The organism is Pseudomonas sp. B2M1-30, from assembly GCF_025447575.1.
Classification (GTDB): domain Bacteria; phylum Pseudomonadota; class Gammaproteobacteria; order Pseudomonadales; family Pseudomonadaceae; genus Aquipseudomonas; species Aquipseudomonas botevensis.
In genome coordinates, this window is sequence record NZ_JAOEJT010000006.1 from 318,000 (window position 1) to 332,173 (window position 14,174).

Here is a 14,174-nt window from a genome sequence, read left to right on the forward strand (position 1 = left end):
CGATTGCGCTTGCTTGCCCCACTAGAGAAACGACACGGCGATGCGTTACAGGCCATGCAGAAAAAATTCAGAAAAGTTTTCAACACAGCGCAATTCCCTTGTGGGAGTGGCTTCAGGATTTTTGGACAGACAACAAAAAACGGCCCGAAGGCCGTTTTCTGTTTAGCGCGAGCAGTTAACCGCCGAGGTACGCCTCGCGTACTTTCGGATCGGTCAGCAGCGCCTCGCCAGTGCCTTGCATCACCACCCGGCCGTTCTCCAGAACGTAGGCGCGGTCGGCGATTTTCAGGGCCTGGTTGGCGTTCTGCTCGACCAGGAACACCGTCACACCGTCCTTGCGCAGCTGTTCGATGATGTCGAAGATCTGCTGGATGATGATCGGTGCCAGGCCCAGCGACGGCTCGTCGAGCAGCAGCAGTTTCGGCTTGCTCATCAGTGCACGGCCGATGGCGAGCATTTGCTGTTCGCCGCCGGACATGGTGCCGCCACGTTGGCTGAAGCGTTCTTTCAGGCGTGGGAAAAGTCCGAGAACCTTGTCCATCTGTTCCTGATAGTCGCCCTTGTCGGTGAAGAATCCGCCCATGGACAGGTTTTCTTCGACGGTCAGGCGGGCAAACACCCGACGACCTTCCGGCACCACGGCGATGCTCTTGCGCATGATCTGCGACGAGTTCTGGCCGACCAGTTCCTCACCCATGTAGCGGATGCTGCCGCTGTGGGCCTGCGGCGAACCGCAAAGCGTCATCAGCAGGGTTGACTTGCCGGCGCCGTTGGCACCGATCAGGGTCACGATCTCGCCCTGGCGGACTTCGACGTTGACGCTGTGCAGGGCCTGGATCTTGCCGTAGAAGGTGGAAACGTTTTCGAACTGCAGCATTTACGCTTCCCCCAGGTAGGCTTTGATCACTTCAGGATTGTCGCGGATCTGTTCCGGCGTGCCGTTGGCCAGGGGCGTGCCCTGGTTGATCACGACGATGTGGTCGGAAATGCTCATGACCAGTTTCATGTCGTGTTCGATCAGCAGCACGGTGACGTTGTGCTCCTCGCGCAGCACGCTGATCAGCGCCTTCAGATCTTCGGTTTCCTTCGGGTTCAGGCCGGCGGCCGGTTCGTCGAGCATGAGGATCCGTGGGCGGGTCATCATGCAGCGGGCGATTTCCAGGCGGCGTTGCTGACCGTAGGCCAGGGTGCCGGCCGGACGGTTGGCGAACTCCTTGAGGTTGACCTTCTCCAGCCAGTACTCGGCGTATTCCATGGCCTCGCGCTCGCTCTTGCGGAACGACGGGGTCTTGAACAGGCCGGACAGGAAGTTGGTGTTCAGGTGACGGTGCTGGGCGATCAGCAGGTTCTCGACCGCCGTCATGTCCTTGAACAGCCGCACGTTCTGGAAGGTACGCACCACGCCCTTGAGGGCGATCTTGTGTCCGGGCAGGCCCTGGATCGGCTCGCCGTCCAGCACGATGCTGCCGCCCGTCGGCTGATAGAAGCCGGTCAGGCAGTTGAACACGGTGGTCTTGCCCGCGCCGTTCGGCCCGATCAACGCAACCACCTGCTTCTCTTTCACGGTCAGGGCCACGCCGTTGACCGCCAGCAAGCCGCCGAAGCGCATGCTCAAGTTTTCGACTTTAAGGATCTCGCGGCTCATTTTCGCAACTCCATGTGTGGGCGTTGCATCGGCAGCAGACCTTGTGGACGCCAGATCATCATCAACACCATCAGGGCACCGAACATCAACATCCGGTACTCGCTGAACTCACGCATCATTTCCGGCAGCAGGATCATCACCACGGCCGCGAGGATCACGCCCAGCTGCGAACCCATGCCGCCCAGCACTACGATGGCGAGGATGATCGCCGACTCGATGAAGGTGAACGACTCCGGGGTCACCAGGCCCTGACGGGCGGCGAAGAAGCTGCCGGCGAAACCGGCGAAGCTCGCACCCAGGGTGAACGCGGAGAGCTTGATGATGGTCGGGTTCAGGCCCAGCGCGCGGCAGGCGATTTCATCTTCACGCAGCGCTTCCCAGGCACGGCCGATCGGCATGCGCAGCAGGCGGTTGATGATGAACAGCGCCGCCAGTGCCAGCAGCAGGGCCACCAGGTACAGGAACACCACTTTGCTCACCGGGTTGTAGGTCAGCCCGAAGAACTCGTGGAAGGTCTGCAGGCCTTCGCCGGCCGAACGCTCGAAGCTCAGGCCGAAGAACGTCGGCTTGGGAATGTTGCTGATGCCGTTCGGGCCGCCGGTGAGGTCGGTGAGGTTACGCAGGAACAGCCGGATGATTTCACCGAAACCCAGGGTCACGATGGCCAGGTAGTCACCGCGCAGCCGCAATACCGGGAAGCCCAGCAGGAAGCCGAAGGTGGCTGCCATCAGGCCGGCGATCGGCAGGCAGATCCAGAAGCTCCAGCCGAAGTAGTGCGACAGCAGCGCGTAGCTGTAGGCGCCTACCGCGTAGAAACCCACATAGCCGAGGTCGAGCAGGCCGGCCAGACCGACCACGATGTTCAGGCCCAGGCCCAGCAACACGTAGATCAGGATCAGGGTGGCGATGTCCACCGCGCCGCGCGAACCGAAGAACGGCCACACCAGCGCGACCACGATCAGGCCGATGATGATCCAGCGCTGGGTGCGCGGCAGGGTCAGGAACTGGCTGACCTTGGGCGAAACCAGCGGCCCACGGTTGGAGCGGAACAGGGTCCCGACCTGTTGGGTGAACAGGACACGCAGGAACATCAGCACCGAACACAGGGCGATGATGCTCAGTGTGATCGGGCCGGTGCCGTGTACTTCAAGGTTGATCCCGACAATGCTCAGCTTGAGGCCGAGGACAGGGAAGGCGACAGCCCAGACCAGCAAGGCACTGAACAGCGCTTGTCTAAAATATTTGTTCATACTTTCTCAACCTCCGGACGGCCCAGGATGCCGGTCGGCCGGAACAACAGAACGAGAACCAGGAGGCCGAAAGCCACCACGTCCTTGTATTGGTCGCCAAAGATGTCGGCACCGAACGCTTCGGCCACACCCAGCACCAGCCCGCCGAGCATCGCGCCCGGAATACTGCCGATACCGCCCAGTACCGCCGCGGTGAAGGCCTTCAGGCCCACCAGGAAACCGGCGTTCGGGTTGATCACGCCGTATTGCATGCTCAGCAGCACGGCTGCGACAGCCGCCAGCGCAGCACCGATGACGAAGGTCAGGGCGATGATGTTGTTGGTGTTGATACCCAGCAGGTTGGCCATCTTGATGTCTTCGGCGCAGGCGCGGCAGGCGCGGCCCAGGCGAGAACGGGAGATGAACGTGGTCAGGCCGAGCATGGCGATCAGCGTCACGACGAAGACCAGGATCTGCATGTAGGAAATCAGGACTTCTTCAGCGCCGCCCGGACCGAAGGAGAAGCTCCCCGGGATCAGGTTGGGGATGGATTTGTCCTTGGAATCCTGGGAAAGCAGTACGGTGTTCTGCAGGAAAATCGACATGCCGATGGCGGAAATCAGCGGGATCAGACGGTTGCTGCCACGCAAGGGCCGGTATGCAACACGTTCGATACTGTAGCCATAGGCACTGGTGACAACGATCGACGCGATGAACGCGGCGGTCATGAGCAGCGGCAGAGAGTGGATACCCATCATGGCCAGCCCGGCAAGGGCGATGAAGGCCACGTAGGAACCAATCATGTAGACCTCGCCATGGGCGAAGTTAATCATTCCAATGATGCCGTAAACCATTGTGTAGCCAATGGCTATCAACGCATACGTGCTGCCAATGGTCAGTCCATTAACCAGCTGTTGGAAAAAATGATAGATCTCAGGCATTACAGCGCTCCTAAAAACCCGATACGCATTTCACTGGTGGAGTCATGTTCCCGCCCGGTGCTGTGTTCTCTGAGCACATTTGCAAGGGGCGTTTGCCAGCGAACCGCTGGTGACGGTTTTAAGATTTTCAGGTGAACCAGCGCCCGGATCGCGGGTGTCTGGCCCATAAACCTCGTAAAACAAAGCCCACTGCTTGCACAGTGGGCTTGTCGATCAGTAATGCCAGGCGTTACTGAGGGGAGACTTCGGTTTTCGGCTTGCCGAAGTGCCACTGGTAGACCACGAACTTGAAGTCCTTCAGGTCGCCCTTGGCGTCGTACGACAGATCGCCGGTAGGGGTCTTGAAGGTGCCCGCGTGGATGGCTTCGGCCACCTTGGCGGTGTCTTCGCTCTTGGCTGCCTTGATGCCTTCTGCGATCAGCTCGACGGCGGAGTAGGCCGGGAAGACGAACGGACCGCTAGGATCCTTGCCGTCAGCCTTGATGGCGTCAACGATGGCCTTGTTCGCAGGGTCGGCGTCGAAGGACTTCGGCAGGGTTACCAGCAGGCCTTCGGAAGCGTCCTGGGCGATCTGCGAGATGGAGTCGTTGCCGACGCCTTCCGGACCCATGAACTTGGCGTTCAGGCCTTTTTCCTTGGACTGACGCAGGATCAGGCCCAGTTCCGGGTGGTAGCCGCCGTAGTAGACGAAGTCGACGTTGGCTTGCTTGAGTTTCTGGATGATCGAGGAGAAGTCCTTGTCACCGGCGTTCAGGCCTTCGAAGACGGCGACTTTCACGCCTTTGCCTTCCAGGGTTTTCTTCACGGCGGTGGCGATGCCTTCACCGTATTGCTGCTTGTCGTGCAGCACGGCAACGACTTTCGGCTTGACGTGGTCGGCGATGTAGTTGCCGGCTGCAGGGCCTTGGGCGCTGTCCAGACCGATGGTACGGAATACCAGCTTGTAGCCACGAGTGGTGATGTCCGGGCTGGTGGCGGCAGGGGTGATCATGATCACGCCTTCGTCTTCGTAGATGTCCGAAGCCGGCTGAGTGGAGCTGGAGCACAGGTGACCGACTACGAACTTGACGCCGTCGTTGACCACTTTGTTGGCCACGGCTACCGCTTGTTTAGGATCGCACGCGTCGTCGTATTCTTTGGCTTCAAGCATCTTGCCGTCGACGCCGCCCTTGGCGTTGATGTCCTTGATGGCTTGTTTGGCGCCGACGAACTGCATGTCGCCGTACTGGGTCACCGGGCCGGTTTTCGGGCCGGCGATGCCGATCTTGATGGTGTCGGCAGCGAACGAATGGCTGGCAACCCCGGCCAGAACCATAGCGGCAAACAGTTTGGAAATCTGCTTAGTAGCCTTAGTCATAGTGCTCCACTCTTACTGTTGTATTTTTTTAGAGTCCTGGCGCCGTAGCAGCAGAACCGGGTCAGATATCTCGCGACATCCTCCGGAAATGCCCCCGGCAACTGTACCGGTACAGTGTAGAGCGCCGGTTGTTGGCCTGGGAAGCTGGCGCCAAGGGGCAAAACCTGATGATGTCGCTTAAATGAAAGAAAAAGACAGAATTGCGGCGGGGCGTTCCCGGGGCTTATACCCCAATCAGCAGCATTCCCTGGCGTTCCTGCTCTTTTCGTTCGGTGCAGCCATTTGCAACCGGGTTTTTCTGCCGAACCACCGACGTTATCATTCGCGTCGATTTCTTTTCCGGACAGCTCCCATGAATCAAGAACCTAGCACCCTCTATGCCAAGCTGCTTGGTGAAACCGCAACTATTACGTGGAAGGAGCTGGAACCCTTCTTTGCCAAGGGTGACCTGTTATGGGTCAGCAGCGAGCTGGATTTGATCGCTGTCGCAGAGGCTGTTGCCTCGGATGAGGGCCAGAAAGTGGCGGCCTGGCTGGACGAAGATAAGGTCGCCAAACTGTCTGCGACGCGGGCGCAGGATATTCTCGAGCGCAATCCCGAGCTGTGGTCGGTTGTGGTGCGTCCGTGGATCCTGATCCAGGAAAGGGCGTCGGCCTGAATGGCTGCACCTCTTTGGTGCGCGTCTTCGTCTGTTAAAAGTGTGTAGCCGAGTAGCGTGATGGCACGTTGCCGTAGAGAAACGCCACAAGCGGGGGTGGCATAACGGTGACGTAAACGTAACGGGAACAGTTTATTGAGCAGCCGGATGGCTGCTCAATTGTTTCTGGATGTTGAATGTCGAAGGCGTGGTGAATTCAGCGGACGCCTTCGCGAGCAGGTTGGCTCCCACCGGAATGTGCAGGCTTGCTCGCGAATCGACGCGACTCGTCAGCGAGCCGTGATCAGTAGGTCTTGCCGGTGTGGCTGTTGAGCGAAATGACTTTGGTCTTGCCGATCCGGTGACGGTAGATCTCGCGCAGGTACTTGATCGCTTTCTTCACGCAGTCGCGCGACAGGCGAATGTCATTGATCGAGACGAACTTCTCTTTGTCGTTGATCAGCTCGCGGTATTTCTTCTCGTACATCGGCTTGATCGCGTACCAGTTGGTGTCGAGGATCTTCGCCGGGTTTTCGAATTCGTTGAGCAGGTCGTCGATACGGTCTTCGTCGAAGTCTTCGTGGATGATGAAGTCGAGGATCGAGTTGTCCAGGGTTTCGTCGAAGCGATACGGGGTCTTGGCGAAGCAGCGCTTGATGAAGGCGACGATCAGGGTCAGGAAGTCGTCCGACAGGCACGGGCTCTTGGCGATCAGGGTGGTCAGCGACAGGTTGGCCGAGGCACCGATCACCAGCGCATAGCGCTTGAGCGTGGTGTTAGGGAACAGGCTGTTGAGGTGGGTCTTGAGCCGGTTCAGATCCATGTACGACAGCTTGTAGTCCTTGGGCAGCGAAACGATCGACACCACCGACGAGCAGTTCTTGAAGAAGTGCAGGTCATGCAGGGCTGCCGCGTCGTAGCCGGAGTTCTTGTACTGCTCGAGCGAGGCGCGATAGCGCTTGGATTCGATCGGCAGCAGGCTGATGCCCTCGATGGCCTGGGTGACTTTGTTGAAGTGCGGCAGGTCGATCGAGCGGAAGAACAGGTCGTCGATGTTCAGGCGCTGCGGCTCTTTATCGAACACCTTGAACTTGTCGCTGCTCGGTGGCGGGGTTTCCGGCACCACCGATTCGGCGTAGGCAATCGCCACCGGGCCGGCCAGGCTCATGAACAGGTCGTTGGCGTCCAGGCGAATGGTCTCGCCGATGTCGATGCCGGCACGACGGAAATAGTTCTGGTCGTAGTCGGTCGTGACCGCCTGGGCCGTCAGGATGTTGAAAATCTGTTGTGAGATGTACTGGTTGGCGTGTTTTTCCATCGCATTGACATCAATGTTCTGGATGTTGCCGTCATCGCTTTCTTCGGCGTAACGCATGATGTCGTTGGAGATCAGCATCATCGCGTTCCATGGGCGGATGCGGCCCATGACGCTGGCTTCGCTGCTGTCTTCGTTGGCGAAGTTGTAGGAGAAATCCCATTCTTCCGACAGGTATTTGCACAGCAGGCGACCGGCGTTGATGTGCAGCGCCTCGGACATTTCGCTGCGATGGTCGGAAATGTTCGGCAGCACGCAGATGCCGCTGGTGAAGATCGGTTCGAACACGAAGGAATGACCGCTCTTGCCGTCATGCTCGTCCATCGGTTTGGTGTCGAACGTCTTGTTCATGTACGAGTGCTGCTGGGCCAGGCCGAATTCCGAGGCCATGCCCGAACCCGTACCGCCGCCGGCACTGAAGATCGAGAAGTACAGGCGCGACTGGTTGGCCTTGATGCCGCAGCTGTCGATCAGGTACGAGTGGATCATTTTCCAGTCAGGGCTGGAGAAGCGCTGGGTGTCCTTGTTGAGGATGATCTTGGCCAGGTACTGGCCGAGGATCGGCGCGTTACCGGCGCCACCGGCGTGGACTTCGGACAAGTCCATGATCTTCATTTTGCTGTAGTCGCGCAGGAAGCCGCTTTTCTCGCCCTTGCGCGAGAAACGGATACGCCCGGCGATGTCCTTGTCGAGGTCGCCGAGCATCACCAGCGGCTCGACCAGGAACACCGGTTTGGTGGATTTGTTCGGGCCGATCCGCAGGTTGTGCTTGATCCACTGGGCCGGGCTGTAGCCCTTGTCGGCCAGGCGCCGATCCGTCGCACGGTCTTCGTTGTTGAATTCGTTGAGGTAGAACTTGCGCGCGTTGTACACCAGCTCCGCGACGTCGAGGGCGATGTTGGAGCCGCAGCGACCGAGGCCGATCAGGCACACCGACGGGAATTCCTGATCGTTGTGCTGTTCGTTGTCGCCTTCCAGATGCGGCGGGCGCGGGAACACCAGATCGCGCAGGCCGTCGAGGTTATCGAGGATGCGGTCGGTATTGGTTTCGGTGAAGTACAGGTATTGCTGGGTGCCCAGCGGGCGCGAGGGTGGCAATGGCTTCATCGGGGCGCTGCTGTTCGCCGCTGGGCTCAGGGTCAGATCGGATACCGCGGTGGCCGGGTTGTTTTTAGAAGTCATTTTGCGCCATGTACCTGGACTGGTTGGCCCGCGACCGTTGTCGCCGGGCCTCACGGAAAGAGAATCTCGCGTCTTTTTACTGCGCGTATTTGGCCCGGGCGTCAGGGGTTTGCGCTGAGGGTCGCCAGGGGGAATCCTTTCCTGATTGATGATGGATCGGCCATTATTCGGCGATCTTTAATCAAAAGGAGGCTAAATGATGTCAACGCTACCTTCGTTGGGGTTCGCCGGAATCGGCCTGATGGGCCTGCCGATGTGCCGCCGTCTGCTGGCCGCCGGTTACCCGTTGACGGTGTGGAACCGCAACCCGGAAAAGTGTGCACCGCTGGTCGAGGCTGGTGCCCGGCAGGTCGCTACGCCCGCCGAGCTGTGTGAGCACGCCGATGTACTGATGCTGTGCCTGGCCGATACGGCGGTGGTGCGCGAGGTGGTGTTTGGCCCGGCCGGTATCGTCGAAGGTGCGAAAAACACTCAGTTGCTGGTGGATTTTTCCAGCCTCGAACCCACCGCCACCCGGGAAATGGCCGCCGAACTGGCCGACAGGACCGGTATGGCCTGGCTCGACTCACCGGTGTCCGGCGGGGTGGTCGGTGCCGAGGCCGGCAGCCTGGCGATCATGGTCGGCGGTGACGCGGCGGATCTGGCGCGGGTGCGTCCGGTGCTGCTCAGCCTCGGACAGCGCGTCACGCACATGGGCGGCGTCGGCGCCGGGCAGGTGACGAAGGCCTGCAACCAGATGATCGTTGCCTGCAATGCGCTGGTGATCGCTGAAGTGGTGGCGCTGGCCGAGCAGGCTGGGGTCGATGCCAGCCTGATCGCCGAAGCGCTGGCCGGCGGGTTTGCCGATTCGAAGCCGTTGCAGATCCTCGCTCCGCAGATGGCTGAAAGCCGTTTCGAACCGGTGAAGTGGCACGTGCGCACGCTGCTCAAGGATCTCGACACGGCGGTGAAGTTTTCCCGCGAAACGGGCTCGGCCACACCGATCAGCGGATTGGCCGCACAACTGATGCGCCTGCATGGGGCGCAGGGCTTTTTGGCGAAGGATCCGGCGACGCTGGTGCAGATGTACCGCGCGCCAGACTCAACGGATTGACCCCGGGCGCGTGTTTGCGCTGATTGATTTCCTCCAGCACCGGTCGCAATTCCTCCAGCGGCACCGGGCGGCTGAGCAGATAGCCCTGAATGAAATCGCAGCCCGAACGCTCAAGGAACTCGTACTGCTCCAGGCTTTCCACGCCTTCGGTGACCACCTGCAAATGCAGGGTGTGAGCCATGACGATGATGGCCTGGACGATCTCCATGTCCGCCGTGGATTTGGGGATGTCGAGAATGAACGAGCGGTCGACCTTCAAGGTGTTCAGGGGCAGACGCTTGAGGTAGGCCAGCGACGAATAGCCGGTGCCGAAATCGTCGATCGACAGCGACACGCCGAGGGCGCGGATCTGCCGCAGCAGCACCAGGGTGTCGGCGATATTGCCCATCAGGGCATTCTCGGTCACTTCCAGTTCCAGCCGCTCCGGTGCAACGCCGGCCGAGCGCAAGGCGCTTTCGATTTCATTGGCCAGCTCTTCCCGGGCCAGGTTCAGCGGTGAGCAGTTCCAGGCGATTTTCAGTTCATTGCAGCCGTGGCGCGACAGCTCGCCGAGATCGCGGCAGGCCCGGCGCAGCACCCAGTTGTCGAGTTCGGCGATCAGGCCGTTGTTTTCGGCGATGTTGAGGAAGCGATCCGGGGTCAGCAATCCGTGGACGGGGTGTTGCCAGCGAATCAGTGCTTCGAGCTTGGTCACCCGACCGGTTTTCAGTTCGAAGATCGGCTGATAGTGCAGGGTCAGGCCGTTTTCTTCATGCAGGGCATGGCGCAGTTCCTCTTCCAGTTGCAGCTCGTAACTGGCGCGGCTCTTGAGGTTGGAGCTGTAAAAATGCAGACCGTTACGCCCGGCAGCCTTGGATTGATACAACGCCAGATCCGCGTGTTTGAGCAGCTCTTCGCAGGTGGCGCCGTCCTCCGGGTACAGACTGATGCCGATGCTGGTGGTCATCACCATGCGCCGCCCGGCCAGCTCGATCGGTTCCTTCATCTTGAGCATGATGCGCTGGGCCAGGTTGCGCGCTTCTTCGCGGTCACGCAGGCCGATCAGGATGCAGAACTCGTCGCCGCCAAACCGCGCGACCACGTCCTCATGGCTGCGCACCGAGCCCTTGATGTGATCGGCGATGACCTTCAGCAAGGCGTCGCCAGCGTCATGGCCGAGGCTGTCGTTGATGCGCTTGAAGTGGTCGATGTCGAGGAACATCACCGCGAGCATGCCGCCATCCGCCGCCTTCTGGCTCAGTTTTTCGGCGAAGAGCTGGTTGAAGCCGCGACGGTTGATCAGGTTGGTCAGGGCATCGTAATTGGCCGCTTGCTGCAGCGAGACCCGCGCCTGATCGAGCTGGCCCAGCAGCGTGTTGAGGCGGCGCAGGTCGTGCTCCTTGTTTTGCAGCTTTTTGTCGGCCAGGGCTGCGCTGACCGCACTGCCGAGAATCAGCAGAATAATCAGGGCCACGGTCAGGCCCAATTGCAGATGGCCGGTTTGCGCCGGCAGGGTGGGCACGCGGTCTTCGGGCAGCACCAATTGCAACGCGGCCATCCCGGTGAAATGCATGCTGATGATGCCCGCGCCGAGAATAAGCGCTGCGGTGTATTTGAGCATCTGATGGAGCAGACCGCTGCCTTCACGCAGGTAGCCGGCCACCCACAGCGCGGCGAAACTGGCACCGATGGCCACCGCGATGGACAGGCCGAACAGCGTCGGTTGGTAGTACGCCGTGGCAATCGAATTCATCGCCGCCATGCCGACGTAGTGCATCCCGGCGATACCGAGTCCGATGACGATGGCGGTTTGCAGATAATGCGCAAGGCTGGGCCGCAGTTCGCTCAGCGTGTGCATCGCCAGCCACGAGGCAAGCAGGGCGATCAGCAGGGAAAACAGGGTGATCGGCAGGTCGTAATGGATTTCTATCGGCGCCTGGAACGCCAGCATGCCGATGAAGTGCATGGCCCAGATCCCGCCCGCCAGGCACGTCGCACCGATCCAGCGCCACAGGCGCCGCGATGCCGGATCTTCGGCATGGCCGACCCGTTCCGCCATGTCGAGGGTGGCAAAACTCGCCGCGCAGGCGACCAGATAGGCCACCAGCACCAGCAAAGGGTTGTGTGTGCAATCGAGAATGACCTGTCCGCTCTGCGGCAGCTCGGTAAAAAACTGCAAACCCAGCCACTCCATAGCTTGCCCCGGTTAGCCAGCGCTTCCTGATTGCGTCATCGACGCACGAATGACAGGAGTATAGAGACCGGATTTGCCGTGTAAGCGGTAGTGGCACATTGGTGCTAACGATTTCGGCATTAGCCCCATAGCGATTCGTGCTAAGGGTCAGGCGCTCTGCTCGTAAGGCAGTTCATTCCAGCCCGGTTGCAGGGGCGGCAGGCCGAAGCGGGCGCGGGCGGCGTCACAATCGGTGTTCTGCTCACCGTTCTCCCAGGACGCCTCGAACTCGCGGCAGGTGCTGGAGCGCTTGTCGTAGATCGAACATTGCACCGTGTCGCCCACTTCACCGACCAATGAGGTGCAGCGTGCCGGTTTGCGGTCGGTGCCGATCATCGCCACCCGGCTGGGGGTGATCTGCGTGACCAGTTCATCGGGCACCGTACCGCCGGAGGACGCGCACTCACCCCAGAAAAAAGACACGCGAAAATGGGAACAGCAGGCACCGCAATTCAGACACGGACTGACTTCGGACATGGACGGGACATCAAAGGGATTGATCGGGAGATCCGGACGGATCCGGCGGCCATTCTAGGCTTCGCCACAAACTTGGGAAGGGGGGCGCGAAAGTATTTTTTCATTGCCGGATTTTTCCGCAAAAGCCCCTGTTTACGGGGGAATCCAGGCTTTTCAAGGGCTTACGTTTCGTTACAGTGCCATGGGCCTATATCAGGCTGGCGAATGATCACAGACAGCCCCGGCGAGCCTTACTAGATTGCAGGTTCCGGGCTCGAATGCGTTGGCAGTGAAGCCCTCATAACAATAAAGAGACGGACCCATGCAGAACTCGACCCAAGCGGCGAATGCCTGGCGCATTCTGTTCCTGCTGTTCCTTGCCAACCTGTTCAATTTCTTCGACCGCACCATTCCGGCGATCATCATCGAGCCGATCCGCATGGAGTGGCACCTCAGCGACTTTCAGCTAGGCATCATCGGTACGGCTTTCACCATCGTCTATGCCATCGCCGGCCTGCCGCTCGGACGCATGGCCGACACCGGCTCGCGCAGCAAACTGATGGGCTGGGGCCTGGCGACCTGGAGCGCGCTGACGGCGGTCAACGGCATGGTCGGCAGTTTCTGGAGTTTCCTGCTGGTGCGCATGGGCATCGGCATCGGCGAGGCCAGTTATGCACCGGCCGCCAATTCGCTGATCGGCGACCTGTTCCCGGCCCATCGCCGGGCGCGGGCCATGGGCATTTTCATGTTGGGCCTGCCGCTGGGGCTGCTGCTGGCGTTCTTCACCATCGGTGCGATGGTCAAGGCGTTCGACAGCTGGCGCGCACCATTCTTCATCGCCGCCGTGCCGGGCCTGCTGCTGGCGGTGTTCATGTTTTTCATCAAGGAACCCAAACGCGGCGCGGCGGAAACCGTGCAGGTCTCCCAGGAAAAAATCGACAGGCCGATCCGCCGGGTGCTGGCGGTGCCGACGTTCCTGTGGCTGGTGCTGGCCGGGCTGTGCTTCAACTTCGCCACCTACGCCTGCAACTCGTTTCTGGTGCCGATGCTCCAGCGTTACTTCCTGATGCCACTGCAGGAAGCGGCGGTGGCCACCGGACTGATCGTCGGCGTGACCGGCCTGATCGGCCTGACCCTCGGCGGCTGGATCGCCGACAAGATCCACCAGCGCGTCGCCAGCGGACGCCTGCTGTTTGCCGCATTCAGCCTGATCATCTCGACCCTGTGTACCGCTTGGGCGCTGCACGCCGGGCGCATCGAAATCGGCGTGTTCGTCGCGGTGTTCAGCGTCGGCTGGCTGTTTGCCTACAACTTCTACACCTGCGTGTACACGGCGATCCAGGACGTGGTCGAACCCCGCCTGCGAGCCACGGCGATGGCACTGTTCTTCGCCGGCCTGTACCTGCTGGGCGGCGGCCTGGGACCGGTGGTGGTTGGCGCCTTGTCGGACCATTTCGCCCATTCGGCGATGCTCCTGGCCGGTGCCGACCAAATGACCGAAGGATTCAAAGCGGTCGGCCTGCACGACGCGATGTACCTGATCCCCGTGGCGCTGTTCTTCACCATGGTGTTCCTGTTCCTGGCTTCGCGGTGCTTTGTGCGGGATGCGCAGCGAATGAAAGAAGGGCTGGGAGCAGTGATCGAACCGCAAGGGGCGGCGGCGACGGCATGATTGCATTTATGAGCAAGCGTGCTCCAGCGGCGGGTTGAGCGCGTTTGCGAGGGGGGCAACTGTCGGTTTGGTTTTCGGGTTCAGGTCATTTTTCAGCGGACTTCAGATCGCTGCCCTCACCCTAGCCCTCCCGAAACGTCGGACCGCCCGGAGGGAGAGGGGACTGATCGAGGCGGCAGCAAAGAAGGCGTACACCCATCCAAACCCGGTCGGCCCGAAGGCCGCCTTCACGGGCAAGCCCATTCCCACAAAAGCCAAAGCCAAAGCCAAAGCCAAAGCGAAAGCAAAAGCCAAAGCGAAAGCAAAAGCCAAAGCGAAAGCAAAAGCCAAAGCGAAAGCAAAAGCGAAAGCAAAAGCGAAAGCAAAAGCCGTCCACCTCCGCCCTTCACCACTCAACACAATGAGCGTTAGCTCGAGTACCGCTTTTGATCTTGC

General features: G+C 60.4%; 12 protein-coding genes. 4 read left to right on the forward strand and 8 right to left on the reverse strand.

Annotated features, from left to right (window positions below):
* Positions 1-175 precede the first annotated feature (175 nt).
* The 5 genes from N8H74_RS15205 to N8H74_RS15225 form a co-directional block, all read right to left on the reverse strand.
* Positions 176-877, reverse strand: coding sequence for an ABC transporter ATP-binding protein (locus N8H74_RS15205; protein WP_217834654.1), 702 nt, complete (start codon positions 875-877; stop codon positions 176-178).
* Positions 878-1,645, reverse strand: a complete 768-nt coding sequence (gene livG, locus N8H74_RS15210) for a high-affinity branched-chain amino acid ABC transporter ATP-binding protein LivG (protein WP_217834655.1) — start codon at positions 1,643-1,645, stop codon at positions 878-880.
* Positions 1,642-2,895, reverse strand: coding sequence for a high-affinity branched-chain amino acid ABC transporter permease LivM (locus N8H74_RS15215; RefSeq protein ID WP_217834656.1), 1,254 nt, complete (start codon positions 2,893-2,895; stop codon positions 1,642-1,644). The genes livG and N8H74_RS15215 overlap by 4 nt, the downstream gene beginning before the upstream one ends.
* Positions 2,892-3,815: a high-affinity branched-chain amino acid ABC transporter permease LivH gene (gene livH, locus N8H74_RS15220; RefSeq protein WP_085581658.1), complete on the reverse strand. Its 924-nt coding sequence runs from the start codon at positions 3,813-3,815 to the stop codon at positions 2,892-2,894. Before livH ends, N8H74_RS15215 begins: the two co-directional genes overlap by 4 nt.
* Before the next feature lie 229 nt (positions 3,816-4,044).
* Positions 4,045-5,172, reverse strand: coding sequence for a branched-chain amino acid ABC transporter substrate-binding protein (locus N8H74_RS15225; protein ID WP_217834657.1), 1,128 nt, complete (start codon positions 5,170-5,172; stop codon positions 4,045-4,047).
* A gap of 352 nt (positions 5,173-5,524) precedes the next feature.
* Here N8H74_RS15225 and N8H74_RS15230 point away from each other — a divergent pair, with 352 nt between their 5' ends.
* Positions 5,525-5,830: a DUF2288 domain-containing protein gene (locus N8H74_RS15230; protein ID WP_217834658.1), complete on the forward strand. Its 306-nt coding sequence runs from the start codon at positions 5,525-5,527 to the stop codon at positions 5,828-5,830.
* Positions 5,831-6,113: 283 nt separating this feature from the next.
* Here N8H74_RS15230 and N8H74_RS15235 read toward each other — a convergent pair whose 3' ends face one another.
* Entirely contained in the window at positions 6,114-8,306 is a 2,193-nt protein-coding gene (locus N8H74_RS15235) for a hypothetical protein (protein ID WP_262148519.1), read from the reverse strand.
* 196 nt (positions 8,307-8,502) lie between these two features.
* Between N8H74_RS15235 and N8H74_RS15240 the strand changes: the two genes are divergently transcribed.
* The gene (locus tag N8H74_RS15240) at positions 8,503-9,399 is read left to right on the forward strand and encodes an NAD(P)-dependent oxidoreductase (RefSeq protein WP_262148521.1); all 897 of its coding nucleotides are present in this window, start codon (positions 8,503-8,505) and stop codon (positions 9,397-9,399) included.
* On the opposite strand, the gene N8H74_RS15245 is transcribed toward N8H74_RS15240, so the two are convergent.
* Together N8H74_RS15245 and N8H74_RS15250 are read right to left on the reverse strand one after the other, a co-directional pair.
* Positions 9,290-11,572, reverse strand: coding sequence for a bifunctional diguanylate cyclase/phosphodiesterase (locus N8H74_RS15245; RefSeq protein WP_217834661.1), 2,283 nt, complete (start codon positions 11,570-11,572; stop codon positions 9,290-9,292). The two genes, N8H74_RS15240 and N8H74_RS15245, sit on opposite strands and share 110 nt — an antisense overlap.
* A gap of 147 nt (positions 11,573-11,719) precedes the next feature.
* A complete protein-coding gene (locus tag N8H74_RS15250) occupies positions 11,720-12,088 on the reverse strand; it encodes a YkgJ family cysteine cluster protein (protein ID WP_217834662.1) in 369 nt (122 codons plus the stop codon).
* 301 nt (positions 12,089-12,389) lie between these two features.
* On the opposite strand from N8H74_RS15250, the gene N8H74_RS15255 reads away from it, so the two are divergent.
* On the forward strand, positions 12,390-13,739 hold the full coding sequence (locus N8H74_RS15255) for an MFS transporter (protein WP_262148523.1): 1,350 nt from the start codon (positions 12,390-12,392) through the stop codon (positions 13,737-13,739).
* Between the two features lie 34 nt (positions 13,740-13,773).
* A partial coding sequence (locus tag N8H74_RS15260; protein ID WP_262148525.1) for a hypothetical protein occupies positions 13,774-14,174 on the forward strand: 401 nt, incomplete at its 3' end.

Bases quoted from the DNA above. Each gene is read 5' to 3' on its own strand.
- N8H74_RS15205 (WP_217834654.1), bottom strand. From the start codon at position 877: ATGCTGCAGTTCGAAAACGTTTCCACCTTCTACGGCAAGATCCAGGCC.
- livG (WP_217834655.1), bottom strand. From the start codon at position 1,645: ATGAGCCGCGAGATCCTTAAAGTCGAAAACTTGAGCATGCGCTTCGGC.
- N8H74_RS15215 (WP_217834656.1), bottom strand. From the start codon at position 2,895: ATGAACAAATATTTTAGACAAGCGCTGTTCAGTGCCTTGCTGGTCTGG.
- livH (WP_085581658.1), bottom strand. From the start codon at position 3,815: ATGCCTGAGATCTATCATTTTTTCCAACAGCTGGTTAATGGACTGACC.
- N8H74_RS15225 (WP_217834657.1), bottom strand. From the start codon at position 5,172: ATGACTAAGGCTACTAAGCAGATTTCCAAACTGTTTGCCGCTATGGTT.
- N8H74_RS15230 (WP_217834658.1), top strand. From the start codon at position 5,525: ATGAATCAAGAACCTAGCACCCTCTATGCCAAGCTGCTTGGTGAAACC.
- N8H74_RS15235 (WP_262148519.1), bottom strand. From the start codon at position 8,306: ATGACTTCTAAAAACAACCCGGCCACCGCGGTATCCGATCTGACCCTG.
- N8H74_RS15240 (WP_262148521.1), top strand. From the start codon at position 8,503: ATGATGTCAACGCTACCTTCGTTGGGGTTCGCCGGAATCGGCCTGATG.
- N8H74_RS15245 (WP_217834661.1), bottom strand. From the start codon at position 11,572: ATGGAGTGGCTGGGTTTGCAGTTTTTTACCGAGCTGCCGCAGAGCGGA.
- N8H74_RS15250 (WP_217834662.1), bottom strand. From the start codon at position 12,088: ATGTCCGAAGTCAGTCCGTGTCTGAATTGCGGTGCCTGCTGTTCCCAT.
- N8H74_RS15255 (WP_262148523.1), top strand. From the start codon at position 12,390: ATGCAGAACTCGACCCAAGCGGCGAATGCCTGGCGCATTCTGTTCCTG.